Source organism: Silvania confinis (genome assembly GCF_025564085.1).
Lineage (GTDB): Bacteria > Pseudomonadota > Gammaproteobacteria > Enterobacterales > Enterobacteriaceae > Enterobacter > Enterobacter confinis.
In genome coordinates this window covers 59,893-85,647 of the sequence record NZ_JAMGZJ010000076.1, presented here as the reverse complement: position 1 = coordinate 85,647, position 25,755 = coordinate 59,893, and the positions used below count along the sequence as shown (strand labels likewise).

Here is a 25,755-nt window from a genome sequence, read left to right as displayed (position 1 = left end):
CCTTTAAGATGCCGCTTTCTTCACAGTTACAGCAGCAGTGGCAGACGGTGTGTGAACGTCTGCCGGACGCATTGCCCGCCGGATCATTGAGCGAGCAGGCGCAGCAGATGTTGACGTTCAGCGACTTTGTGCAGGAGAGCGTCACCGCCTGTCCTGAGTGGCTGGCGGAGCTTGAAGCCTCGCCACCTCAGGCGGACGAGTGGCAGCACTATGCCCAATGGCTTAACGACGCGTTAGGGGATGTCGGCGATGAAGCCGCGCTGATGCGCGTGCTGCGCCAGTTCCGCCGTCGGATCATGGTACGCATCGCCTGGGCGCAGGCGCTGATGTTGGTCAGTGAAGAAAGCACCTTACAGCAGCTAAGCCACCTTGCTGAAACCCTGATTGTCACCGCCCGCGACTGGCTATACGCCGCCTGTTGCCGCGAGTGGGGTACGCCGTGCAGCGATGAGGGCACCCCGCAGCCGCTAATGATTTTAGGGATGGGCAAACTCGGCGGTGGCGAGCTGAATTTCTCCTCAGATATCGACCTGATTTTTGCCTGGCCGGAGAAGGGGGCCACCCGCGGCGGACGTCGCGAGCTGGATAACGCTCAGTTCTTTACCCGGCTGGGACAGCGGCTGATTAAAGCGCTGGATCAACTTACCCAGGATGGCTTTGTCTATCGCGTGGATATGCGTCTGCGGCCGTTTGGCGACAGCGGTCCACTGGTATTGAGCTTTTCTGCGCTGGAAGATTACTACCAGGAACAGGGCCGCGACTGGGAACGCTATGCGATGGTCAAGGCGCGGATCATGGGCGATACCGATGATGTATACGCCAACGAACTGCGGGCGATGCTGCGGCCGTTCGTGTTCCGGCGCTATATCGATTTCAGCGTGATCCAGTCCTTGCGCAACATGAAAGGCATGATCGCCCGCGAAGTGCGCCGCCGTGGCCTGAAAGACAACATCAAGCTCGGGGCGGGCGGGATCCGCGAGATCGAATTTATCGTGCAGGTCTTCCAGCTTATTCGCGGGGGGCGCGAGCCGTCGCTGCAATCCCGCTCTTTGCTGCCGACGCTGACTGCCATCGCCCAGCTGAACCTGCTGCCGGAAGGGGATGCGCTGATCCTGCGCGAGGCCTATCTCTTTTTGCGTCGGCTGGAAAACCTGCTGCAAAGCATTAATGACGAGCAAACCCAGACCCTGCCGGGCGACTCTCTCAATCGCGCCCGTCTGGCCTGGGGGATGCGGCTCGCTGACTGGCAGGCGCTGACCGAGGCGCTGGATAGCCATATGGCGGCAGTACGACGTATTTTTAACGACCTGATCGGCGACGATGAGAGCCAATCGCCGGACGATGAACTCTCTGAACACTGGCGCGAGCTGTGGCAGGATGCGCTGCAGGAAGACGACACGACGCCGGTTCTTGCGCACCTCAGCGATGATGACCGTATTCGGGTGGTGGCGCTGATTGCTGATTTCCGCCTCGAACTGAACAAGCGGGCGATTGGCCCGCGCGGACGCCAGGTGCTTGATCATCTGATGCCGCATCTGCTCAGCGATGTTTGTTCCCGTGCCGACGCCCCGGTGCCGCTGTCGCGTTTGACCCCGCTGCTGAGCGGTATCATTACCCGTACCACTTATCTGGAGCTATTAAGCGAATTCCCCGGTGCGCTGAAGCACCTGATTTCGCTGTGTGCCGCCTCGCCGATGGTGGCCAGCAAGCTGGCGCGTTATCCGCTGCTGCTGGACGAGCTGCTCGACCCCAACACGCTGTATCAGCCAACGGCGACCGATGCCTATCGGGATGAGCTGCGCCAGTATCTGCTGCGCGTACCGGAAGAGGATGAAGAGCAGCAGCTGGAGGCCCTGCGTCAGTTTAAGCAGGCGCAGATGCTGCGTGTAGCCGCCGCCGATATCGCGGAAACCCTGCCGGTAATGAAAGTGAGCGATCACTTAACCTGGCTGGCGGAAGCGATCATCGACGCGGTAGTGCATCAGGCGTGGGTGCAGATGGTGGCCCGCTACGGCCAGCCGAAGCACCTGGCCGACCGCGAAGGTCGTGGCTTTGCGGTGGTGGGTTACGGCAAGCTGGGCGGCTGGGAGCTGGGCTACAGCTCCGATCTGGATCTGATTTTCCTTCACGACTGCCCGGTGGATGTCATGACCGACGGTGAGCGTGAAATCGACGGGCGCCAGTTCTACCTGCGCCTTGCCCAGCGCATTATGCATCTGTTCAGCACCCGCACCTCATCCGGCATTCTGTATGAAGTGGATGCCCGCCTGCGTCCGTCCGGGGCGGCGGGCATGTTAGTCACCTCTACCGAGTCGTTCGCCGAATATCAGTTGAATGAAGCCTGGACGTGGGAGCATCAGGCGCTGGTGCGCGCCCGCGTGGTGTATGGCGATCCGCAGCTAAAAGCGCAGTTCGACACTATTCGTCGCGACGTGCTAACTGCCCCACGCGAGGACGGGCCCCTGCAAATCGAAGTGCGCGAAATGCGCGAGAAAATGCGCGCGCATCTGGGTAACAAGCACAAGGATCGCTTTGATATCAAAGCGGATGAAGGCGGTATCACCGACATCGAATTTATCACCCAGTATCTGGTGTTGAACCACGCGCACGCCAAACCGAAGCTGACCCGCTGGTCTGACAATGTGCGCATTTTAGAACTGCTGGCGCAAAACGACATTATGGACGAGCAGGAAGCGCAGGCGTTAACCCGCGCCTACACCACGCTGCGCGATGAGCTGCACCATCTGGCCCTGCAGGAACAGCCAGGCCATCTGCCGCTAAGCTGCTTTGAGCAAGAGCGAGAGCTGGTGCGGGCCTGCTGGCAGAAGTGGCTGGTGGAACCGTGCGTAACAAAACAAGTGTGATATTATCGCGCGCAAATTGTGAATCTTTCTGGAGTCAGGAATGAAAGTAACACTGCCAGAGTTTGAACGTGCTGGAGTTATGGTTGTTGGCGATGTGATGCTGGATCGCTACTGGTATGGGCCGACCAGCCGCATTTCCCCGGAAGCCCCGGTCCCGGTGGTGAAAGTTGATACCATCGAAGAGCGCCCAGGCGGCGCGGCAAACGTGGCGATGAACATTGCTTCCCTTGGCGCGCATTCGCGTCTGGTGGGGCTGACCGGTATCGACGATGCTGCGCGCGCGCTGAGCAAAACGCTGGCGGATGTGAACGTAAAATGTGACTTCGTTTCGGTTCCGACGCACCCGACTATCACCAAGCTGCGCGTGCTGTCGCGCAACCAGCAGCTTATCCGCCTCGACTTTGAAGAAGGGTTTGAAGGCGTGGATCCTGAGCCGCTGCACGAGCGTATCAGCCAGGCGCTGGGCAATATCGGTGCGCTGGTGCTCTCCGACTACGCCAAAGGCGCGCTGGCCAGCGTTCAGCAGATGATTTCATTGGCCCGCAACGCCGGTGTACCTGTGCTGATCGATCCGAAAGGCACCGACTTTGAGCGCTATCGCGGGGCAACGCTGCTGACGCCGAACCTGTCTGAGTTTGAAGCGGTGGCCGGGAAGTGCAAAACCGAAGAAGAGATTGTCGAGCGCGGCATGAAAATCATCGCCGATTTTGATTTCTCTGCGCTGCTGGTGACCCGCTCCGAGCAGGGGATGACACTGTTGCAGCCGGGCAAACCGCCGCTGCATATGCCGACTCAGGCGCAGGAAGTGTATGACGTCACCGGTGCTGGCGATACGGTGATTGGCGTGCTGGCGGCGACGCTTGCGGCGGGTAATTCGCTGGAAGAGGCCTGCTACTTTGCCAACGCCGCCGCAGGCGTGGTGGTAGGTAAACTCGGTACCTCGACCGTTTCACCTGTCGAGCTGGAAAACGCAGTGCGCGGTCGTGCCGAGACCGGTTTTGGCGTGATGAGCGAAGCTGAACTGAAAGTTGCCGTGGCAGCTGCGCGCAAGCGTGGTGAAAAAGTGGTGATGACCAACGGCGTGTTCGACATTCTGCATGCGGGCCACGTCTCTTATCTGGCAAACGCGCGCAAGCTGGGCGATCGTCTGATCGTGGCAGTCAACAGCGATGCCTCAACAAAACGTCTGAAAGGTGAAACCCGTCCGGTGAACCCGCTTGAGCAACGGATGATCGTGCTCGGTGCACTGGAAGCCGTGGACTGGGTGGTATCGTTCGAAGAGGACACGCCGCAGCGCCTGATCGCCGGGATCCTGCCGGATCTGCTGGTGAAAGGCGGTGACTATAAGCCTGAACAAATCGCGGGGAGCGAAGAAGTGTGGGCCAACGGCGGTGAAGTGATGGTGCTCAACTTTGAGGACGGGTGTTCAACCACCAACATCATCAGAAAGATCCAGAAGGACAGCGAGAAATAAAAAAACGGGCCGAAAGGCCCGTTTTTCTTGCCGTGTACTATTTCGCGTCGTCTACCGGTGGGATTGCCGGCGCCGGTTTAACTTCCTCAACGGCATTGCGGTTTTCCAGCTCGGTCAGACGCTGTTCCAGCAGGGCGATTTTTTCGCGGGTGCGCAGCAGCACCTGAGTCTGCACGTCAAACTCTTCACGGCTTACCAGGTCCAGACGCATCAGCTGCGTTTGCAGCACTTGACGGATTTTCTTCTCAACGTCATCACCAAATTCACGCACGCCTTTTGGCATCGATTCATGGACCTGGCGGGCAAGTTGTTCAATTTTTTTCGGGTCGATCATTGTAGTTCCCTCAATGAAAAGGTTATGACGACCATTGTAGCGCGTTACGGGGATCCTTAAACCACAATTGTGCGATGCTTAAGCGTTGCCGAACATAATCATTAGCGTTATAGTTATTGCGCTTATTCTCAGGGCGGGGCGAAATTCCCCACCGGCGGTAAATCAACCTTGCGTTGAAAGCCCGCGAGCGCTTTGGGTGCAAACTCAAAGGTCAGCAGATCCGGTGTAATTCCGGGGCCGACGGTTAAAGTCCGGATGGGAGAGAGTAACGAACCAGTCGGGCGAGGCCCGCTCACGTTATTTTTTTGCCGTACTACGGCGCTCCTAAGACTGCCCTGATTCTGGTAACCATAATTTTAATGAGGTTTTTTTACCATGAATCAGACGCTCCTTTCCTCTTTCGGCACCTCTACTGACCGTGTTGAACATGCACTTGCTGCGCTTCGCGAAGGTCGCGGCGTAATGGTGCTTGACGATGAAGACCGTGAAAACGAAGGCGATATGATTTTCGCCGCTGAAACCATGACCGTTGAGCAGATGGCGCTCACCATCCGTCACGGCAGTGGTATTGTCTGCCTGTGTCTCACCGAAGATCGCCGCAAACAGCTGGAACTGCCAATGATGGTAGAGAACAATACCAGCGCTTACGGCACCGGTTTTACCGTCACTATCGAAGCTGCCAGCGGCGTAACCACCGGCGTTTCTGCCGCTGACCGCGTTACCACCGTGCGTGCCGCGATTGCCGATGGCGCAAAACCGTCTGACCTGAATCGTCCGGGCCACGTATTCCCGCTGCGCGCGCAGCCGGGCGGCGTCCTGACTCGCGGCGGTCACACCGAAGCGACCATCGACCTGGTCACGCTTGCAGGCTTCAAGCCAGCCGGTGTGCTGTGTGAACTGACCAATGATGATGGCTCTATGGCGCGCGCGCCGGAGTGCATCGAGTTTGCCGTTAAGCACAACATGGCCGTGGTCACTATCGAAGATCTGGTGGCGTATCGCCAGGCGCACGAGCGTAAAGCCAGCTAATCGCGAATCAATAAAAAACGCCGGGATAACCCGGCGTTTTTTTAGCCTATACCTGCCGTCTGCAGTAGCACCAGACTCAACCCCATGACCGACATCCCACACAGCACCCCGTAGCTGGGGTTGTTATTGGGATCAATCTCTTTGGCCAGCGGCATCAGTTCATCGACCGACAGTGCCACCATAATACCGGCCACGGCCGCCATAATGGCTGCCATCACCACCGGTGAAACCAGGCTGCCGAGAATTAACCACGCCAGCACCCCGCCGAGGATCTCCGCCATTCCGGATATCCCCGCCCAGAACACCGCTTTGCGTTTTGAGCCGGTGGCTGCATAAATCGGGCCCGCCACCGCCAACCCTTCAGGAATATTGTGCAGCGCCACTGCCAGCGCAATACCAAATCCTAACTCCAGATTATTGCTGGCCGTCACGTAGGTGGCGACGCCCTCAGGGAAGTTATGCAGGCTGATGCCCAGCGTCAGTAAAAGGGCAGTGCGTTTGAGATTGGGTAACGGCTGCGCCCCTTTTTGCATCAGATCCTGCGGGTGTGCGTGGGGTAAAATTCTGTCCAGCGCAAAGTAGCCCAGCAGGCCGACAACGAACATCCCGTAGCCCAGCATCGGCGACATGCCTTTGGTGCCGAGAGCGGCGGGAAGCATCTCCATCAGAGAGATGAGCAGCATAATACCGGCGGCAAAGCCGAGGGAAAACGCCAGCAGGCGGTTAGAGGGCTTTTGGCCCAATACGCCGAGTATCGCACCGATAAAGGTGGCGGCGCCTGCAAGAATAGTCAGAGTCAGAGGAACTGACATTTACCTCTCCTATGATAATGATTCTCATTAATATTAAGGGCTAAACTCGCGCAAAGCGAGAGGGTATAGTCGCCTTTACAGAACCCTTACATTCAAATTTCCTGATGATCTTCATCATGGTTATCTGAGTTCATCTTAACCAGATAGCAGGTAAGGTACAGCAATCAAATCGACATCTTATGTAAGGATATCACCATGACTTCTTCTCGTATGCCAGCGCTGTTTTTGGGACACGGTAGCCCAATGAACGTGCTGGAAGATAATGTCTATACCCGCGCCTGGCGTCATCTGGGAGAGACCTTGCCGCGTCCGAAAGCAATCGTGGTGGTTTCTGCACACTGGTTCACCCGTGGGACCGGCGTGACCGCGATGGAAGCCCCGAAAACGATCCATGATTTTGGCGGTTTCCCGCAGGCCCTGTACGACACGCACTATCCGGCACCCGGCTCACCGGCGCTGGCGCAGCAGCTGGTTGAACTGCTGGCACCCATCCCTGTTACGCTTGATAAAGAAGCGTGGGGCTTTGACCATGGCTCCTGGGGCGTGCTAATCAAAATGTATCCGGACGCTGATATCCCGATGGTACAGCTCAGCATCGACAGCACCAAACCGGCCGCCTGGCATGTAGAGATGGGCCGCAAGCTCGCCACCTTGCGTGATGAAGGCATTATGCTGGTGGCCAGCGGCAACGTAGTACATAACCTGCGCACCGCACGTTGGCATGGGGAAAACACGCCGTATCCGTGGGCAACCTCGTTTAACGACTATGTTAAAGCGAATCTGAACTGGCAAGGGCCGACAGAGGATCACCCTCTGGTTAATTACCTGGATCACGAAGGTGGCTCGCTCTCAAACCCAACTGCAGAGCATTTCCTACCGCTGTTATACGTGCTGGGCGCGTGGGACGGTCAGGAACCGATTACGACGCCGGTAGATGGCATCGAAATGGGCAGCTTAAGTATGTTGTCGGTTCAGGTGGGGTAATAAATGCCGGGTAAGGCGAAGCCGCCACCCGGCATATCAAGCTATTCCACAAAAATATGCGGATAGAAGCGCGACAGATCCTGGGTGATCAGCGCGCGATCTTCACGAATGCCAATCCCGGCTGGCTGATCGTTGATAAGCCAGCTGCCGATCAGCACATAGCTGTCGCCATACTTCGGCAGGGGGCAAAACTCCTGCACGATCATGCCTTCTTCGCCGTAAGGACCTTCAGCTGATTCCAGCATTTTACCGTTTTCAATAATGGAAACGTTGGCCCCTTCGCGTGAGAAGATCGGCTTGATGACGTATTTATCCATTGGCGGATGATCGTCTTCAGCGAAATACGCTGCCAGCAGGTTAGGATGGTCCGGGAACATCTCCCACAGCATCGGCAGCAGCGCTTTGTTAGAGATAATGCTCTTCCAGGCAGGTTCCAGCCAGCGTACGCCCGCGTCTTCCAGTTTGGTCGAGAACACTTCACGCAGCATATATTCCCACGGATAGAGCTTGAACAGGTTGCTGATCACCTGATCCTGCGTATCCGTGAACTGCCCACGCTCGCCTAAACCGATATCTTCGATATACAAAAATTCAGTTGCGACTTCTGCCTCTGCGGCACAATCCTGCAAATACTGTACTGTGCCCCTGTCCTCGACCGTGTCGCGGCAGCAGGCAAGATGCAGCAGATTAAAACCGTGTTGTTCACGCAGCTCGGCGAAACGCGCGATCAGCTTTTCCTGCAGGCTGTTGAACTGGTCGCTGCCTTCTGGCAGGTTGCCGGCCGCGACCTGATCTTCAAGCCAGATATACTGGAAGAATGCCGCTTCGTACAACGAGGTAGGGGTATCGGCATTGTTTTCCAGCATCTTAGGATCGCCAATGCCATCCCACGCCAGATCGAGGCGCGAATATAAGGAAGGTTGCTGGGTTTGCCAGGAGTGACGCACAAAACCCCAGGTGTGTTTCGGGATGCGGAATTTCGTCATCAGCTCATCGCTGGCAATCACCTTCTCCACGACCTTGAGGCACATCTGGTGTAATTCTGCAGTAACGTCTTCCAGCTTATCAACCTGGGCGAGCGTTAGCTTGTAGTAGGCATCCTCACACCAGTACGGCTCGCCGTACATGGTGTGGAAGTTAAAACCGTATTCGGTGGCTTTTTCGCGCCAGTCCGGGCGCTCGACAATACTGACTCGTTCCATTATCAGCCGCCCATTGAGCGAGTGGTAGAACCTGTCGCACTACGCTGCATGGTGGACTGTTTGGCAACCGAATCGCCAAAGCCGCCACGGGTTACGGTGCTGGTGGTCGCCGGTTTTGGTGCCATCGCGGTTTTTGGAACTGTCATCGTACGGCCTGGCTGTGCCGCACCGTAGTTTTTGCCGCCCGCATCGGTGTATTTACCGTAAGCCGGACTGGATGGGTTTTTCGAGCTGAACAGCGGCTGTTGCTGGAAGCCTGCCCCGCCGCTCATCATGCGGCCCATCATGTAACCTGCCATCAGCGGCATCCAGAAGCTACCGCTGGATTGCGTCTGCGCCTGGTTTTCTGGTGCCATACCCGCCTGAGCCGGTGCCTGCTGGCACTGCCCTTCACCGAATTCAGCGATACAATCTTCACGCGTGGCGTATTTCGGTGCGGTACGTTCCGCTTCTTTCAATGCGTTGTTGTAGGCAGTGGTACATTCAGCGCTTTTACCGGTGGCCGTTGAGCAGTCGTCAGCGTTCTGGTACATCGAGACCGTTTCGTCGCTTTGCTCACAGCCTGCCAGCATAAAGACGGCAGTAAACGCCAGCGCGACAGGGGTGAGATGACGCGCGTTCCAGCTTTTGCGGAACGAAGCGTGATTAATCGTTTTTGTCCGTTTCATTATTGTCTTCCTGGACCCAGTGGTAATTCATAGAAAATAACGCTCAGAATAGAGTATGAGTGGTCGAAATTGAAGCGACAGGGGCAAAACAGGGGGATTTTTACGTTGGCTTACGTATTTTTGTCGGGTCAACCCGGTCTGGCGAAACCAGACCGGGTTGTGACATCAGTTACGGACTGCGGCGGTCGCCGGGTATCCATCGGCTGATGCGTTTTGCTGTAGAGTTTCCGGTGCCACGGCGTCTGGTGCGGTGGAGATCGGTTTACCCAGTGCGCCGTTAAGCGCCAGCAGATCCTGCTCGTTGAGCGTACCCAGCGCAGACTTAATGTTCAGCTGGTTGATCAGGTAGGTGTAACGCGCGTTCGAGAGTTGCTGCTTCGCGTTAAACAGCGTGGTCGTGGCGTTCAACACGTCAACGATGGTACGCGTCCCGACAGAGTAACCTGCTTCCATCGCATCCAGAGAGCTCTGGGCAGAAACTACAGCCTGTTTGTAGGCATTGATGCTGCTGACAGAGGCGTTCACGTTGTTGAAGGATGAACGTACGGTCTGCACGACGCTACGATGCGCGCTTTCAAGCTGCTCGCTGGCACCAACAAAGTTGTACTGTGCCTGTTTGACCTGAGAGGTGACCTGGCCGCCCTGGTACAGTGGCAGGGAGAAGTTCAGACCCACTCTGTTCTGGCCGACGTCCGCATCCTGGCTGACAGCATTTGAACCACTGTAATCGGTATTTGAAACGCTGGTTGACGCGCTTAGGCTCAGGGTTGGCATATGGCCGTCCTGTGCCTGACGGATTTGCTCACGGGCAAGATCCTGGCTCAGACGTGCCTGCAACAGGCTGAGGTTGCGGTTTTCAGCTTCTTTCAGCAGGGCGTTCACCGCCTGCGGCTTATCGGTTTTGAAGCTGTCAACGTTCAGCGAAGCCAGCTGCGGGTAGTATGTGCCGGTCACCTGGCGCAGCCCTTCGAGCGCGTTATCCAGATCGTTACGGGCAGTCACTTCATTCGCCAGCACGCTGTCGTACTGTGAACGGGCGTTCTGCACGTCGGTAATGGCAACCAGACCCACGTTAAAACGCTGAGTGGTTTGATCTAACTGACGGTAAATAGCCTGTTTCTGCGATTCGGTATAGGTCAGGGTATCGATCGCGTTCAGCACTTTAAAATAGGCAGTTGCCGTATTGAGGATCAGCGTCTGCTGGTCGGTCTGGTAGGTCACATCCTGGATGCCGGCCGCTTTTTCCTGCAGAGTCAGCTGACGCCATTTCGACATATCAAACAGCGTTTGCGTTAACGAGAGTGAACCACTGGTGACGTTGGAGTCAATGCCGTTAGCATCACGGTAACCGTTGTTATAGGTATAATCGGCACCTAAACCCAGCTGTGGTAATAATGGGCTACGTGCTTCGTTAATCTTTTCAAATGCAGAATCACGATCGGCAGCGGACTTACGCAGTTCCGGGTTGCTCAGACGTGCCTGTTTATATACCTGCATCAGGTCTTCTGCATGGCTCAACGCACTGAAACCCGTCAGGCTCAGGCCGATGAGGATGGGGAGCAATTTCTTCATTTGCTTTCCTTGTTGTGAAGCTTTGTTAGCGCTGATCTAATTGAAATTTATTTACCCGATTCTAGCAGACTTTGCCACTGCAAAAGGTTGGCGTTCCGTGCCATCCGGCGGTAACTTGCAGCAATTTACCATACTGTAGTAGAAACCGCAGTTTAGCAGAATTGAATTTGACATTAATGTCACCATTTGTACCGGGAGGCCAAGGTGGATAAACCAGAAAACATGCCAGTAACTTTCACAAAAAACGATGTAGAAATTATTGCACGGGAAACGCTTTACAGCGGTTTTTTTTCACTGGAGTTATACCGTTTTCGCCACCGTCTATTTAACGGCGAAATGAGCGGCGAAGTGAAGCGCGAAATTTTTGAGCGCGGGCACGCTGCAGTGTTGCTACCCTTTGACCCAGTGCGTGACGAAGTGGTACTGGTAGAGCAGATTCGGATTGCTGCGCTGGATACCAGCGCCAGCCCCTGGCTGCTGGAGATGGTGGCAGGGATGGTCGAAGCGGGTGAAACCCCGGACGATGTCGCCCGTCGTGAAGCGATGGAAGAGGCAGGGCTGGTGGTTGGACGTACCAAACCGATTTCGAACTATCTGGCAAGCCCCGGTGGAACCAGCGAACGTCTGTCGGTTCTGGTGGGTGAAGTGGACGCCACGACCGCGCAAGGTATTCACGGTCTGGCTGATGAAAACGAAGATATTCGTGTTCATGTGGTAAGTCGGGAGCAGGCTTATCAATGGGTAGAAGAGGGGAAAATCGACAACGCAGCCTCTGTCATCGCCTTGCAATGGCTGCAGCTGCATTATCAAGACTTACGACACGAGTGGACAAAATGAAGCGTTATACACCTGACTTCCCTGAAATGATGCGCCTGTGCGAAACCAATTTCGCGCAACTGCGCCGATTGCTGCCGCGTAACGATGCGCCCGGCGAAACAGTGAGCTATCAGGTGAGCAACGCGCAGTATCGGTTAACGATCGTCGAATCAACCCGTTACACTACGCTGGTTGAGATTGATCAAACGGTGCCCGCGATCAGCTACTGGAGCCTGCCGTCGATGACGGTTCGTCTTTACCATGACGCGATGGTCGCCGAAGTGTGTTCAAGTCAGCAGATCTTCCGCTTCAAAGCGCGGTATGATTACCCAAATAAAAAGTTGCATCAACGTGACGAAAAGCATCAAATTAATCAGTTTCTGGCCGATTGGTTAAGATACTGTTTTGCACATGGAGCGATGGCGATTCCGGTTTGTTAGCGTCGTGAAACTCACCTAAGGACACCATTTGGAAAGCCTGTTGAACCTGACTGTTGCTGGTGGGGCGCCAGTCAGGGTATTACAAATTACCGATACTCACCTGTTTGCCAAAAAGCATGAAACCCTGTTGGGGGTGAACACCTGGGAGAGCTATCACGCTGTTCTGAATGCCATTCATGCTCAGAAGCGCGAATGTGACCTGATTGTCGCTACGGGCGATTTGGCGCAGGATCAAACTGCCGCGGCGTATCAGCATTTTGCTGAAGGTATCGCGAGCTTTAACGTTCCCTGCGTCTGGTTACCGGGAAATCACGATTTCCAACCCGCGATGTACAGCGCGCTTCAGGATGCGGGGATCTCACCTGCAAAACGAATTTACCCAGGCGACAACTGGCAAATCCTGCTGCTCGACAGCCAGGTTTTCGGCGTGCCGCACGGCGAGCTGAGCGAATTTCAGCTGGAATGGCTCGAAAACAAACTGATGGCCGAGCCGCAACGCCACACCCTGTTATTACTGCATCATCATCCGCTGCCGGCGGGATGCAGCTGGCTCGATCAGCACAGCCTGCGCAACTCCGCAGCCCTGGATCGCGTTCTGATGAAGTTCCCACGGGTCAACAACTTGCTCTGCGGACACATTCACCAGGAACAGGATCTCAACTGGAACGGGCGTCGCCTGCTTGCCACGCCGTCCACCTGCGTGCAGTTTAAACCGCACTGCGCCAACTTCACGTTAGATACCGTTGCACCCGGCTGGCGCTGGCTGGAACTGCATGCCGACGGCTCGTTGACGACCGAAGTCTGCCGCCTGCAAAGCGCCCGGTTCAGCCCGGATACCGCCTCAGAAGGATACTGATGTCTGCGCTCCTTTATCTGCACGGGTTCAACAGCTCCCCGCGCTCCGCAAAAGCGACGCTGTTCCGCCAATGGCTGGAAGTTCATCATCCGCATATCGAGATGATCGTCCCGCAGCTGCCGCCGTACCCGGCCGAGGCTGCCGAGATGCTGGAGTCGATTGTGCTGGCCCACGGCGGCGAGCCGTTCGGCGTGGTGGGCTCATCGCTTGGGGGTTACTACGCCACCTGGCTGTCTCAGTGCTTTATGGTGCCTGCGGTGGTGGTGAACCCGGCGGTGCGGCCTTTTGAGCTGCTGGTGGGCTATCTTGGCCACAACGAGAACCCCTACACCGGACAGCAATATGTGCTAGAGTCTCGCCATATTTACGACCTCAAAGTTATGCAGGTAGACCCGCTGGAAGCGCCAGATCTCCTCTGGCTGCTGCAACAGACGGGTGATGAAGTGCTGGATTACCGCCAGGCAGTAGCGTATTACGCGCTCTGCCGCCAGACTATAGAAGAAGGCGGGAACCATGCTTTCACGGGCTTTGAGGATCATTTCACCCAGATTGTCGATTTTCTTGGACTGCAAAGCCTCTGACAATCGCTGCGAATTGCTAGTTTAAATCATGACGCAAACCTATAACGCTGATGCCATTGAGGTACTCACCGGGCTTGAGCCGGTTCGCCGCCGTCCGGGGATGTATACCGATACCACGCGCCCAAACCATCTGGGCCAGGAAGTTATTGATAACAGCGTGGACGAAGCGCTGGCGGGTCATGCCAAACGCATTGACGTGATCCTGCATGCCGATCAGTCGCTGGAAGTCATTGACGACGGTCGCGGCATGCCCGTCGATATCCACCCGGAAGAGGGTGTCCCGGCGGTTGAGCTGATCCTCTGTCGCCTGCACGCGGGCGGAAAATTCTCCAATAAAAATTACCAGTTCTCAGGTGGCTTGCACGGGGTCGGTATCTCCGTGGTCAACGCCCTGTCAAAACGTGTTGAAGTGACCGTGCGCCGCGACGGCCAGGTGCACAACATTGCGTTTGAGAACGGCGATAAAGTGCAAGAGTTGCAGGTCATTGGTACCTGCGGTAAACGCAATACCGGCACCAGCGTCCACTTCTGGCCGGATGAAAGCTTCTTTGATAGCCCGCGTTTCTCTGTTTCGCGCTTAACGCACATTCTGAAAGCCAAAGCGGTGCTATGCCCTGGGGTTGAAATCACCTTTAAGGATGAGGTCAACAACAGCGAACAGCGCTGGTGTTATCAGGATGGCCTGACCGATTATCTGTGCGAAGCGGTGAACGGCTTGCCAACCCTGCCGGAACGACCGTTTATCGGGAACTTTTCCGGTGATACCGAGGCAGTGGATTGGGCGCTGCTGTGGCTGCCAGAAGGCGGCGAGCTGCTGACCGAAAGCTACGTTAACCTGATCCCGACCATGCAGGGCGGCACGCACGTCAACGGCCTGCGTCAGGGCCTGCTGGATGCGATGCGTGAGTTCTGCGAATACCGCAATATCCTGCCGCGCGGCGTGAAGCTGTCGGCGGAAGATATCTGGGATCGCTGCGCTTACGTGCTGTCGGTCAAGATGCAGGATCCGCAGTTTGCCGGGCAGACCAAAGAGCGTCTGTCTTCACGTCAGTGTGCGGCCTTCGTCTCTGGCGTGGTGAAAGATGCCTTTAGCCTGTGGCTGAACCAGAATATTCGGATCGCAGAAATGCTGGCGGAACTGGCGATCTCCAGCGCCCAGCGCCGGATGCGTGCGGCCAAGAAAGTGGTGCGTAAAAAGCTCACCAGCGGCCCAGCGCTGCCGGGTAAACTGGCGGACTGCACCGCGCAGGATCTGAATCGCACCGAGCTGTTCCTGGTCGAAGGGGACTCGGCCGGCGGTTCGGCCAAGCAGGCGCGCGATCGGGAATTTCAGGCGATCATGCCGCTGAAAGGTAAGATCCTCAATACCTGGGAAGTCTCTTCCGATGAAGTGCTGGCTTCGCAGGAAGTACACGACATTTCCGTGGCGATCGGCATGGATCCGGACAGCGATGATCTGAGCCAGCTGCGCTACGGCAAGATCTGTATTCTCGCGGATGCGGACTCCGATGGTCTGCACATTGCCACCTTGCTGTGCGCGCTGTTTGTGAAGCACTTCCGCGCGCTGGTGAAGCACGGCCATGTCCACGTGGCGTTACCGCCGTTGTACCGTATCGATCTCGGTAAAGAGGTCTATTACGCGCTGACGGAAGAAGAGAAAGCCGGCGTGCTGGATCAGCTTAAGCGTAAGAAGGGCAAACCGAACGTGCAGCGCTTTAAAGGGCTGGGCGAGATGAACCCGCTTCAGCTGCGCGAAACCACGCTCGACCCGAACACCCGCCGTCTGGTGCAGCTGATTATCAGCGACGAAGATGAGCAGCAAACCAACGCCATGATGGATATGCTGCTGGCCAAGAAGCGTTCGGAAGACCGCCGCAACTGGCTGCAGGAGAAAGGCGATCTGGCGGACATCGAAGGCTGAGGGATCCCACAAAAAATTGGCACGGTTGGCTCCCTCTCCATTTAGGGAGAGGGCCGGGGTGAGGGGGAGCATACGGCTTCGGTGGTGGTTCCTTTCACTTTACGTTCATTACTTCTCTGGAATGACCAAACCGGTGAACGTGCCATGGCGGCTCAATCGCCGCCGCCCTGGCAACCCGCACTAACATCAGAAATCCATCTTCACCGTAAACTGCACTTCGCGCGGATCGCCAATCTGGTTGCCCAGGTTATTGGTGCCAATCGACGACGTGTAGTAAGTCTTATCAAACAGATTCTTCACGTTCACTTGCAGCGTCACCGGGTACTGCCACTTCATCTTATAAGCCGCAAAAGCGTCCGCGACAAAGTAGCCCGGCAGATAATAGTCCGCGCCGTTAGTGGCTGAGCGACGACTCACGCCGTGCCCGCCGCCGCCAAGCGTAAGCGTATTCCCGGCATACACATTCTGAATATCGTAAGTCAGGAACAGCGATCCGGTATGGCGCGGCACGTTAGGCAGTGGTTTGCCCGCGTAGTCTGGATCTTCCTCGACTTTAGCATCCGTGTAGCCATAGCTGGCGATAAGGTTGGTGTTCTCGGTCAACGAACCTGCCACGTCCATTTCTACGCCCCGCGACCGTACGCGGCCGGCGGTTTTGGCATAGGTTTCGTCACCGATGCTTTCGGTGTACAGCACGTTGCGTTTGTGGGTATCAAACAGGGCGATGTTGGCGGTTACGCCGTCGAACAGGTCAAACTTAGCACCCACTTCGTAAGCATTTGACGTTTCAGGCGGCAGATTGCCGATATAGCTGGCAATGGACGACTGCGGCATAAACGTTTGCGAATAGTTAGCGAACAGCGACATCGCAGGGGTGACTTTGTACACCAGGCCGACTTTCGGCGTCCACTGGTCATCGCGGCTGTCGGTATTGACGTTAAACGGACGGCCCTTGCCCGCATACTGGGTATACGACTGATAGCGGATCCCGGTGACCGCAATCCATTTATCCGTCAGATACAGCGCATCCTGCACATAGGCGGAGTAGCTTTCCTGCTGAATAGTCTGGTCGCTGTCGGCGGCAGACACGGTCGTACACTTATCCAGACTGCCGTAGGACGGGTTATAGATATTGAACCCTTTCACGTTCTTACAGCGGATCATATCCGTACGCAGCAGATCGTAATTCTCATAGGAGATACCGGTCAGGATCTCATTGTAGAACCCGGCGATATCAACATTCCCCTGCAGATCTGCGCGGGTAGAGTGCATACGCTGGGTCGATCCCTGGGTGGCGTCTACGCGCCGCGTCAGGTTACCGGTGGCAGAATCATAGGCCATCACGCGGGCCTGATTATCCGTATATTTGTCCTGGCTAAAGCTGTAGTCGAATGTGGCGGTCCACTGGCTGTTCAGGCGGTATTCCGCGTTCAGCTGCGCCAGATCCGACTCGCCGTCGGTAATGTTAAACGGCTCGTCAAAACGGGTTTTACGATCGACAGTGACCGGCTTTTTGGTGCTGAGATCGAAGATCGTTCCGCGATCGAACGGGGCCTGATAATCGCGATGGGAATAGAGCACCGTCACGGTCGCATCGTCGCCGAACCAGGTCAGCGAGGGGGCGATAAAGGTGCTGCGCTCTTTGCCGAAACTGCGCCAGTAGTCTTCATCCTGATATTCACCGGTCAAGCGATAGGCCAGCCGCGTGCCCTCAATCGGGCCGGTGACATCCAGCTGCCCGGTACCGCCGCCAAAGCTGGTGGACGTCGCAGAGACAGACCCGCCGAACGTTTTTTCCGGGCGTTTGGTGACCACGTTGATCAGACCGCCCGGATCGAGGATCCCGTACAGCGTGGACGCCGGGCCTTTCAGCACCTCCACGCGCTCGGTCGCGGCGTTAAAGCTGCGTGGTAGCACGGTACGCAGCCCGTTAGTCATGATTGAGCCGTCGCGGTTGGCACCAAAACCCCGGCGCACGAACGCATCCTGAGTGCCGCCCAGGGTGTTGGTTTGCACCACGTTGCTGACGTTATACAGCGCCTCGTCAAGCGTAGTGGCATGCTGATCTTCCAGCACCTCGTCACTCACGGTATTCACCACCTGCGGAATATCCAGCATCGGCATAGTGGTCAGCGTGGCAGTGGAGGTATTCAGCGGCTGATAGCCGTTTGTGGCTTCGGTCCTGGCGCCGGGTGTGGCGATAACGGTTAACGTCTCGCCGTCTTTTGTCGTTGTTTTTTCTGCTGACTGCGCCAGCGGCGCGATAAACAGCAGTGAAAAGAGCGCGCGCCCTTTTACCCCAGAGAAGGAAGGTGTGAACTTAAGCATTTAATCGTTATCCCGAAATACCCTGCGAATGCTCGCGGGTGAAGCTGGTGTGTCATTGCCCGTACAGCGCTACCCGTTCGCCTGAGTGGGTGCGGGTATGTAATTGAGAATCATTCAACCACGCGGAAATGTAGTAGTAAATGGAAAAAAGCAAAAATCAGCTACAGCCAGAATGCCCGACATACTCCTAAATGAATATCCAATTAACAAATTGAAAAATAACCAATAATTAATATTACTCCTGGGCAATGTAGTGATATTTACCCCTGCTTTTTCCAGGGTGTTTATCCCCTTGACTACTACATGGCCCAGCGGCAAAATCGTATGAGAATGAGTTTTATTTTTATTTGTCTGTAACTGGATTAAGTTGGCACACACGTGGCTCAAAACGCGACAGAGCAGGGACTGAGGCTCGACAACCTCTCTGCTGGCTATCAGAAAACAATCATCATTGAGGGGATTTCCCTCACCATTCCGTCCGGGAAAATGACCGTGCTGGTGGGGGCGAATGGCTGCGGGAAATCCACGCTGCTCAGTACGATTGCGCGTCTGCTGCAGCCGATGGGCGGTACGGTACTGCTCGATGGCAAAGCCATTCATCACCAGCCCACTAAAGCGGTTTCGCGTCAGCTCGGCATTTTGCCGCAGTCACCGCTGCTGCCCGAAGGGCTGACGGTTTTTGAGCTGGTCGCGCGCGGGCGATTTCCGTGGCAAAACTTTATGCGCCAGTGGACCGATGCCGATGAACAGGCGGTGGAAGAGGCGCTGCGCTTAACCGGCACGCTCGATTATGCTCATCTCCCTGTCGAAAGCCTCTCCGGCGGTCAACGCCAGCGCTGCTGGATTGCGATGGCGCTGGCGCAAAACACCCCCTATATCCTGCTTGATGAACCGACCACCTTCCTTGACCTGCGCTATCAGGTTGAAATCCTCGAGCTTCTGCACGATTTAACCCGTCACCATGGGCGTACCGTGGTGGTGGTGTTACACGATCTCAACTTTGCGGTGAACTACGGCGATACGCTGGTCTTTTTACGCGAGGGGAAAGTGCAGGGCGTGCTCAACGAAGACGATGTTTGTACGCCTGAACTGATCGGCGCGGTGTTCGACGTTGACGTACACATGTCGATCAATCCACTCACCGGGAAACCGTTCTTTCTGCCGTTTCGACGTAGCGGAAAGGCATGATGCGCACCAGCCTGGCGTCTGCTGTATTCATCGGCCTGCTGCTGCTGGGCGCGATTGTCCATCTTGGTATTGGCGCGCGTTTTATTCCTCCGCAGACCGTGGTGCAGGCCTTTGTCGCGTTCGATCCGCGCAGCTTTGACCATAACGTGATTATCAATCTGCGCCTGTTGCGTCTGACTGCTGCTCTGATGATTGGGGCCGCGCTGGGCGTGGCGGGCGTGCTATTGCAGGCGGTGATCCGCAATCCTCTTGGCGAGCCGCATATTCTGGGCCTCAACGCCGGTGCGGCCCTGGCGGTGGTGATGACCAGCGCGCTGGGGCTGACGCTGCCTGTGGGTCGCCCGATCATTGCCGCGGTCGGAGCGGGAGCGCTATTTTTGCTGGTGTTTGGCCTGTCGTCTGCCGGACGAACCGGGCTGACGCCGATGAAAGTCACCCTTTGCGGGGTCGCGCTGTCGGCATTTGCCTCGTCAATGACCGCTGCGGTGCTGATCCTCGATGAACAAACCCTGCTGGCGATGCGCACCTGGCTGGCGGGCGATCTGGCGGGGCTAAACTGGGCTGCGACCCGCACCGCCGCCTGGGTGTCCGCCATTGGCTTTGTGCTTGCCATCGGGCTGGCCCCGTCGCTGAACATGCTGGCGCTGGGCGACCGCATGGCGCAGGGGTTGGGCGTTTCTCTGATGCGCACGCGTATTTTAGCGTTGCTGGCGATTGCGCTGCTTTGCGGCGCGGCGGTGTCGGTGGCCGGGCCGATTGGTTTTATTGGCCTGGTGGTGCCGCAGATTATCCGCCGTCTGGTGTCGGTCGATTTACGGGTGCTGATGCCGCTGTCAGCCTGCTGCGGGGCGCTGGTTCTTCTGCTGGCTGATATCGCCGCCCGAACGCTGTTTGCGCCGCATGAGCTGGCGACCGGCGTGGTAACTGCGCTGGTGGGTGCCCCGGTGTTTATCATTATGGCGACGAGGATTTTTAAATGAGCCGGGCAATCCTGCGCGCGGGCCTGCGTCCGCTGCGCGTTGGTCGCTTTTGTGCTGTGGTTCGCCCTAAGGCGCTGCTTGTGCTGGCGGTACTGGTCCTGCTGGTGCTGGGCATGATGCTGTACGGCCTGATTCAGGGGTCGCTGCCAATCCCCACGTCGGCGATAGCGCGCGGGCTGCTTTATCCGGATGCGCTGAGCGTTGACGCACGCTATATCGTTGAAGATATTCGGCTGCCGCGCCTGCTGATGGCGCTGCTGTGTGGCGCAATGCTGGGGGTGGCGGGGGCGTCGATGCAGTCCATCACCCGCAACGGCCTGGCCGATCCCGGTCTGATTGGCGTGAAAGAAGGCTGCAGCGTGGCGGTGTTACTGCTGATTTTTCAGTTCCCGTCGCTGGGCGTGGTCTGGCGTCCGGTCATTGGGATGGCGGGTGGTTTGTTAACGGCGCTGCTGGTTCTGCTGCTGGCCCGGGATATCTCCCGTCCGCGCTTTATTCTGGTGGGTATTGGCGTGTCGTGGGCGTTTGCGGCGGGCATCGGGGTCTTTATGACCACAGCCGACGTGCGCGACGTGCAGACCGCACTGCTGTGGCTGGCCGGAAGCCTGCATGCGGCTAACTGGACGCTGGTGGGTGTGGCGGCTGGCTGGGCGCTTCCCGCCTTTGCACTGCTGCTGTTCACCGCCCGCGCGGCAGATGTGGCGCTGCTGGGCCACCAGGCCGCCACCGGGCTGGGCGTGCGCACTGCCCGGCTGGCGCTGCTGCAGGTCATCGCCCCGGTGTTACTGACCGCGGCCTGCGTATCCTGCGTGGGCAGCATCGGATTTGTCGGGTTGATCGCCCCGCACATGGCGCGATTTTTACTGCGCGGCGGCCAGGCCACGCTGCTCGCAGGCAGTGCGACGCTGGGCGCACTGCTGGTTGTACTGGCGGATAACCTCGGGCGGCTGGCGTTTTTGCCGCTGCAGCTGCCCGCGGGCATTATTGTCTCGCTGATTGGCGGGCCGTTTTTCCTGGTGCTGCTCTGGCAGCGTCGGGATCGCTTTTAAAAGGGGAAAGCGCGATGCGCATACTGTTATCGATGCTACTGCTGGCGGGGTTTTCCGTCGGCGCGGCACAACCTGTTCAGACATTTACCGATGATTTAGGCCGCGCGGTGGAAGTGCCCACCCACCCGAAACGCATCGTGTCGCTGCACGATCTCGACATCACCATCCCGCTGATTGAGCTGGGGGTTCCGCCCATCGCCAGCCACGGACGCACGCGCCCGGACGGCAGCCATTTTATTCGATCCAGCGGAATGCTGACCGGGGTCGACTTTGATAATTCTGACATTAAGTTTATCGGCACGGCGGATATTGATATTGAAGCCATTGCCGCCGCCAGGCCGGATCTGATCATCACCGAGCCGACCCGCAACACGCCGGTGGCGCAACTGGCGCGTATCGCCCCGACGGTCAGTATCGATCATCTGGACGGCGGCGCGCCGGAAATCTATCGCAAGCTGGCGCAGCTGACCGGTACCCAGGCGCGGCTGAGCATTCTGCAACGCCGCTACCAGGAACAGATCAAAGCGCTGAAGGCCACCCTCGATGCCCGCAAGATCTCCGTCTCCGTGATTCAGGCCAACCAGGGAAAAATCACCGCCATGCACAGCTACCATTCGCTGGGCCGGGTGCTACGTGACGCCGGATTTACCTTCCCGCCGCTGATCGATAGCATCCCGGAAGGCGGGCGGATCGACGTGAGCGCCGAGCGCCTGCCGGAGCTGGACGCTGATTTTGTCTTCGCCACCTGGCGCGGCGATACCGGCGGCAAGCCGCAGGACGAGCTGGCGGCGATGGAGGCGGTAATGCCCGGCTGGTGCCAGTTCCTCAACGCCTGCCGCACCGGACATTACGTGCTGATCTCGCGTGAAGAGGCGATCTCCAACTCCTTCGCCTCGCTGGGCTTAATGGCGGCGCAGGTGCAATCGCAGATCGCAGGCCGTCCGCTGCCGGAGGCGAAATGATCCGCAAAGATAAATCGCGCGTGGATGTGTATGGCGATCGCTTTCGCGCCCGCGCGCACCAGCTGACGCCGCGCCTGAATCAGGTCGCCACGTACATCAATGAGAACCGCGAAGCGGTGATGGAGCAAACGGCGATGGAAATTGCCGGGCAGCTTAAAACCTCCGATGCCACCGTGGTGCGGGCCATCCAGGCGCTGGGGTTTGCCGGGCTGCGCGATCTGAAGCAAACGCTGGAGCACTGGTTTGGCCCGGCGGTCAGCTCCAGCGAAAAGATCTCCACCACGGTCAATATTCTGACCAGCGACGTCAACTCCAGCATCGATTTTGTGCTGGAAGGCCATCAGCACACCTGCGAGGTGTTGTCTGAGCCGGGCAATCGTTACGCGATGGCGCAGGCGGTGGCATTGCTGAGCGAAGCGCGTCAGGTGGCCATTTTTGGCATTGGCGCGTCGGGGGTTCTGGCGGAATACACCGCCCGCATGTTCAGCCGCATGGGGCTGCCCGCCACACCGCTCAACCGCACCGGGATCGGGTTGGCTGAGCAACTTATTGCCCTACAGCGCGGCGACGTGCTGGTGATGATGGCGCAGAAATCCGCCCATCGCGAGGGGCAAACGACGCTACGTGAGGCGAAGCGGCTGGGCATTCCGACCATACTGCTGACCAACGCGCTGGATTCCCGCTTTAGCAAAGAAGCGAACGTGGTGATCCACGTGCCGCGCGGCGGCGAAAAAGGCAAAATCCCGCTGCACGGAACGGTGCTGTTGTGCCTGGAGATGATCGTACTGTCGGTGGCGTCCACTGCGCCGCAGCGCAGTATTAAATCCATCAAGCGTATCAATGAATTCCATCGCGGCTTAAAGCCGGGGAAGAAGAGTGCTTAGGTGATTCTTCCGGTACTGTAAGGGCGTCTCGCCGATGCCCTTTTTGAAGGCGCTGATAAAGTACGTCACATCCGAAAACCCCACCCGCGCGGCGATGTCGCGCACGCTGGCATCAGAGTGCAGCAGGCTTTCGCAGGCTTTGCGCAGCCGCAGCGTATTCAGATAATCGTGAATTTTCTCGCCCGTTTCTGCATGGAACTTTCGCGACACGTAGCTGCGCGATTTCCCCAGTTCACCTGCCAACGCATCGAGGCTGAATTTCTGCCGGTAGTGCTCATCGAGCCAGAACATCACCTGGCTGGCGATCCCCTGACTGTTACCGGTTTGCCCTTTATCATCGTGCGGCAGCATGGCAAACAGGCCGATCAGCAGACCGGCCACCTGCTCGCTGTTCATCGGCGGCTGATAGCAGCTAAACAGATGATTGAGATGGCCATGGCAGTGGGCCATATCCGCCACCCACGCTTCTCCTCCGCGCTGAGACAGCTTTTGCAGCCGCTGCTGGGTCTGGGGAAAATCACGTAATGCCTTCAGCACCGCATGCTGGTCGAGGTGAATGATGGTGCGCCGGTAGTTCGCTTCGGCCTGGGGATCGACCATCACCTTGTGCAGGGTAAAGGGGGGAAAGAAAAACAGCCGACCCGGGCGCATGGTGTAGTGGCGGTTATCGACAATCGCGATGCCAAAGCCCTCTTCGACGTACAGGATCTCCAGGCACTGGTGCCAGTGGTGATAACGCACGGTGTTGGCGAACAGGCGGCTGAACGACACGAGGGTGTCATTCAGCGTTATAAGTTCAAGATGTTCCGCAGTTGGCGTGTGGCGCATAGTGCAATAAAACTCAACTTTTCCCTTTCCCTTGCCCTTTATAAACCACCTTTTTAAATTTCCTCAATTGCCGGTTTATTCATCTCTCACGCGTGTGACCGGGCTAACATTTCTGCCCCTTGCTGATTCACTATTCTTTGCCGCAGTTGATTACGAGGACGAGCGCATGTTGGCGGCACAGAAAGAAAAATCAAATCCGTTGTCTACCCGTCAGGATCTGGTGGCGGCCCTGAACACCCTGCTGGCGGCGGTAGACCGGCAGTTTCCGGCGGGCAGTTCCCGCTTTTCGCTGGGCGATACCTGCGCGCACTACGCCACCGACGTGGCGCAAATGGAAGGATTATCCCGGGTGCTGTGGGGCCTGTTTCCGCTGATGGCGGCGGGCGACAGCACGCCGTACAGCGACAAATACCTCGCGGCGATCAAAATCGGTACCGATCCACAAAGCCCGGGCTACTGGGGTGAAACCCAGCCTTACGATCAGCGGCTGGTGGAGATGGCGGCCTATGGCCTGGGGCTGACGCTGCTGCAGGACAAGCTCACGGCGCACTTTAGCGAACCGGAACTCGCCAACCTGCACGCGTGGCTGAACCAAATCACTGATGCGCAGATGCCGGACAGCAACTGGAACTACTTCGCCATCATGGTCCAGCTCGGCTTTAAGCGCGCCGGTTTGCCCTACGACCAGCAGGCCATCGACCGTCGCTTTGCGATGATCGACGCCTACTACCTGGGCGATGGCTGGTATTCCGACGGTGTGGGCCGTCCGAAAGATTATTACATCTCGATGGCGTTTCACTTCTATGGGTTGATCTACGCCACCCTGAGCGGCGATGAGGCGCGCGCTAACATCCTGCGCCAGCGTTCGCGCCAGTTCGCCGAAGACTTTATTTACCTGTCTGCTGCCGACGGTGCCTCGGTGCCGTTTGGTCGTAGCCTGACCTATCGCTTTGCAATGGTTGCCTTCTGGAGCGCGGTGGCCTTTTCCGGGCTGGATGTCTTCACCCCGGGGATTGTGAAAGGGGTGATCCTCCGTCATCTGCGCTGGTGGCAGCAGCAGCCGATTACCGATCGCGACGGGATTCTAACCCTCGGCTTTGCTTACCCAAATCTGGCGATGTGTGAGGACTACAACTCGCCGGGCTCGCCGTACTGGGCGCTGAAAACCTACCTGATCCTGGCGCTGCCGGACACGCATCCGTTCTGGCAGGCACAAGAACAACCGCTGCCAGCGCTGGCCGAAAAGCGCGTGATCCCGCACGCCCAGCAGATCCTGATGCAGGCTGACCACGTGACCATGCTCACCGCCGGACAGCTGGAGCTGAACAACTACGTCAACACCGAGGCGAAATACACCAAATTTGCCTACTCCAGCCGCTTTGGTTTCACCATCGAGCGCGGGCGCTTTGGTATTAAGCACGCCGCCTGCGACTCGATGCTGCTGCTGGCAGATGGCGATAACTACTTCCGCGGCCGCCGTGAGTGCGAGCAGGTGAGGGTGGATGAAAACTACATCTTCTCGCGCTGGTCGCCGTGGCAGGACGTCACGATTGACACCTGGCTGGTGCCGTTCGGCGAGTGGCATCTGCGCCTGCACCGCATCAACAGTGCCCGCACCCTGCAAACGGTTGAGGGGGGTTTTGCGGTTACCAAAACCGAGCATCAGCGGCTCAGGCGCGGCAGCTGGCTGAACGCCGCCAACGGCAGTAGCGCGATCGTCGATCTCTCACCGGCCATTACCCGCGAGCCTGACAGCATCGTCACCCCGCCGAACAGCAGCATCATGTTTGCAGAATGTGCCTCAATACCGGTGCTCACCACCACGCTCCCGCAAGGGGAAAGCTGGCTGTGCTGCGCGGTGATGGCCTGCGCGAATGCGAGTCAATCGGCGGTAAGCCCGCAGCTCGAAATCAACAATAACCAGGCCGTTATTCATCAGCCTGGAAGCGAACGTCAGCTGTCGTTCTTTTTATAAGCCCTGGA

22 protein-coding genes and 1 riboswitch are annotated in these 25,755 nt (G+C 57.4%); of the genes, 15 read left to right on the top strand and 7 right to left on the bottom strand.

What is annotated here, in order from left to right:
- Window positions 1–8: 8 nt before the first annotated feature.
- Together glnE and hldE are read left to right on the top strand one after the other, a co-directional pair.
- The gene (glnE, locus tag M8013_RS12755; protein ID WP_271268181.1) at window positions 9–2,864 is read left to right on the top strand and encodes a bifunctional [glutamate--ammonia ligase]-adenylyl-L-tyrosine phosphorylase/[glutamate--ammonia-ligase] adenylyltransferase; all 2,856 of its coding nucleotides are present in this window, start codon (window positions 9–11) and stop codon (window positions 2,862–2,864) included.
- Window positions 2,865–2,904: 40 nt separating this feature from the next.
- On the top strand, window positions 2,905–4,338 hold the full coding sequence (hldE, locus tag M8013_RS12750; protein ID WP_271268180.1) for a bifunctional D-glycero-beta-D-manno-heptose-7-phosphate kinase/D-glycero-beta-D-manno-heptose 1-phosphate adenylyltransferase HldE: 1,434 nt from the start codon (window positions 2,905–2,907) through the stop codon (window positions 4,336–4,338).
- Between the two features lie 37 nt (window positions 4,339–4,375).
- Here the strand turns inward: hldE and ubiK are convergent, their stop codons facing one another.
- Window positions 4,376–4,672 carry a ubiquinone biosynthesis accessory factor UbiK gene (gene ubiK, locus M8013_RS12745; RefSeq protein WP_271268179.1) on the bottom strand — a complete coding sequence of 99 codons (297 nt, stop codon included), beginning with the start codon at window positions 4,670–4,672 and terminating at the stop codon, window positions 4,376–4,378.
- 120 nt (window positions 4,673–4,792) lie between these two features.
- A riboswitch (FMN riboswitch) is annotated at window positions 4,793–4,943 on the top strand.
- Between the two features lie 104 nt (window positions 4,944–5,047).
- On the opposite strand from ubiK, the gene ribB reads away from it, so the two are divergent.
- Window positions 5,048–5,701, top strand: coding sequence for a 3,4-dihydroxy-2-butanone-4-phosphate synthase (ribB, locus tag M8013_RS12740; RefSeq protein ID WP_271268178.1), 654 nt, complete (start codon window positions 5,048–5,050; stop codon window positions 5,699–5,701).
- Between the two features lie 41 nt (window positions 5,702–5,742).
- Here the strand turns inward: ribB and zupT are convergent, their stop codons facing one another.
- A complete protein-coding gene (zupT, locus tag M8013_RS12735; RefSeq protein ID WP_271268177.1) occupies window positions 5,743–6,513 on the bottom strand; it encodes a zinc transporter ZupT in 771 nt (256 codons plus the stop codon).
- A 195-nt stretch (window positions 6,514–6,708) separates the two neighbouring features.
- Between zupT and ygiD the strand changes: the two genes are divergently transcribed.
- Entirely contained in the window at window positions 6,709–7,497 is a 789-nt protein-coding gene (ygiD, locus tag M8013_RS12730; protein WP_271268176.1) for a 4,5-DOPA-extradiol-dioxygenase, read from the top strand.
- A gap of 41 nt (window positions 7,498–7,538) precedes the next feature.
- On the opposite strand, the gene M8013_RS12725 is transcribed toward ygiD, so the two are convergent.
- From M8013_RS12725 to tolC, 3 genes are all read right to left on the bottom strand, one after another.
- Window positions 7,539–8,699 carry a glutathionylspermidine synthase family protein gene (locus M8013_RS12725; RefSeq protein WP_271268175.1) on the bottom strand — a complete coding sequence of 387 codons (1,161 nt, stop codon included), beginning with the start codon at window positions 8,697–8,699 and terminating at the stop codon, window positions 7,539–7,541.
- A gap of 2 nt (window positions 8,700–8,701) precedes the next feature.
- Window positions 8,702–9,367, bottom strand: a complete 666-nt coding sequence (locus M8013_RS12720; protein ID WP_271268174.1) for a DUF1190 family protein — start codon at window positions 9,365–9,367, stop codon at window positions 8,702–8,704.
- Between the two features lie 165 nt (window positions 9,368–9,532).
- Window positions 9,533–10,939, bottom strand: coding sequence for an outer membrane channel protein TolC (tolC, locus tag M8013_RS12715; protein ID WP_271268173.1), 1,407 nt, complete (start codon window positions 10,937–10,939; stop codon window positions 9,533–9,535).
- A 222-nt stretch (window positions 10,940–11,161) separates the two neighbouring features.
- Between tolC and nudF the strand changes: the two genes are divergently transcribed.
- The 5 genes from nudF to parE are packed head-to-tail and all read left to right on the top strand — an operon-like array spanning window position 11,162 to window position 15,553.
- On the top strand, window positions 11,162–11,776 hold the full coding sequence (gene nudF / locus M8013_RS12710) for an ADP-ribose diphosphatase (RefSeq protein ID WP_271268391.1): 615 nt from the start codon (window positions 11,162–11,164) through the stop codon (window positions 11,774–11,776).
- Window positions 11,773–12,195, top strand: a complete 423-nt coding sequence (locus M8013_RS12705) for a DUF1249 family protein (RefSeq protein WP_271268172.1) — start codon at window positions 11,773–11,775, stop codon at window positions 12,193–12,195. The genes nudF and M8013_RS12705 overlap by 4 nt, the downstream gene beginning before the upstream one ends.
- Window positions 12,196–12,223: 28 nt before the next feature.
- A complete protein-coding gene (gene cpdA / locus M8013_RS12700; RefSeq protein ID WP_271268171.1) occupies window positions 12,224–13,051 on the top strand; it encodes a 3',5'-cyclic-AMP phosphodiesterase in 828 nt (275 codons plus the stop codon).
- Window positions 13,051–13,632, top strand: coding sequence for an esterase YqiA (yqiA, locus tag M8013_RS12695; RefSeq protein WP_271268170.1), 582 nt, complete (start codon window positions 13,051–13,053; stop codon window positions 13,630–13,632). The genes cpdA and yqiA overlap by 1 nt, the downstream gene beginning before the upstream one ends.
- 28 nt (window positions 13,633–13,660) lie before the next feature.
- Window positions 13,661–15,553: a DNA topoisomerase IV subunit B gene (gene parE / locus M8013_RS12690; protein ID WP_271268169.1), complete on the top strand. Its 1,893-nt coding sequence runs from the start codon at window positions 13,661–13,663 to the stop codon at window positions 15,551–15,553.
- Between the two features lie 186 nt (window positions 15,554–15,739).
- On the opposite strand, the gene M8013_RS12685 is transcribed toward parE, so the two are convergent.
- A complete protein-coding gene (locus tag M8013_RS12685; protein ID WP_271268168.1) occupies window positions 15,740–17,881 on the bottom strand; it encodes a TonB-dependent siderophore receptor in 2,142 nt (713 codons plus the stop codon).
- A gap of 378 nt (window positions 17,882–18,259) precedes the next feature.
- Here M8013_RS12685 and M8013_RS12680 point away from each other — a divergent pair, with 378 nt between their 5' ends.
- Genes M8013_RS12680 through M8013_RS12660 form a run of 5 tightly spaced genes read left to right on the top strand, consistent with a single transcriptional unit; the run spans window position 18,260 to window position 22,944 of the window.
- Window positions 18,260–19,069, top strand: a complete 810-nt coding sequence (locus M8013_RS12680; RefSeq protein ID WP_271268167.1) for an ABC transporter ATP-binding protein — start codon at window positions 18,260–18,262, stop codon at window positions 19,067–19,069.
- On the top strand, window positions 19,066–20,049 hold the full coding sequence (locus tag M8013_RS12675; RefSeq protein ID WP_271268166.1) for a FecCD family ABC transporter permease: 984 nt from the start codon (window positions 19,066–19,068) through the stop codon (window positions 20,047–20,049). Before M8013_RS12680 ends, M8013_RS12675 begins: the two co-directional genes overlap by 4 nt.
- Entirely contained in the window at window positions 20,046–21,098 is a 1,053-nt protein-coding gene (locus M8013_RS12670; RefSeq protein ID WP_271268165.1) for a FecCD family ABC transporter permease, read from the top strand. The genes M8013_RS12675 and M8013_RS12670 overlap by 4 nt, the downstream gene beginning before the upstream one ends.
- Before the next feature lie 14 nt (window positions 21,099–21,112).
- Complete coding sequence (locus M8013_RS12665) at window positions 21,113–22,060, top strand: ABC transporter substrate-binding protein (RefSeq protein ID WP_271268164.1); 948 nt, start codon at window positions 21,113–21,115, stop codon at window positions 22,058–22,060.
- Window positions 22,057–22,944, top strand: a complete 888-nt coding sequence (locus M8013_RS12660) for a MurR/RpiR family transcriptional regulator (protein WP_271268163.1) — start codon at window positions 22,057–22,059, stop codon at window positions 22,942–22,944. The genes M8013_RS12665 and M8013_RS12660 overlap by 4 nt, the downstream gene beginning before the upstream one ends.
- On the opposite strand, the gene M8013_RS12655 is transcribed toward M8013_RS12660, so the two are convergent.
- Window positions 22,918–23,772 carry a helix-turn-helix transcriptional regulator gene (locus M8013_RS12655; protein ID WP_271268162.1) on the bottom strand — a complete coding sequence of 285 codons (855 nt, stop codon included), beginning with the start codon at window positions 23,770–23,772 and terminating at the stop codon, window positions 22,918–22,920. The two genes, M8013_RS12660 and M8013_RS12655, sit on opposite strands and share 27 nt — an antisense overlap.
- 166 nt (window positions 23,773–23,938) lie before the next feature.
- On the opposite strand from M8013_RS12655, the gene M8013_RS12650 reads away from it, so the two are divergent.
- Window positions 23,939–25,747 (top strand): DUF2264 domain-containing protein, encoded by a 1,809-nt coding sequence (locus M8013_RS12650; protein WP_271268161.1) that lies wholly within the window; start codon window positions 23,939–23,941, stop codon window positions 25,745–25,747.
- The last annotated feature ends 8 nt before the right edge of the window (window positions 25,748–25,755 follow it).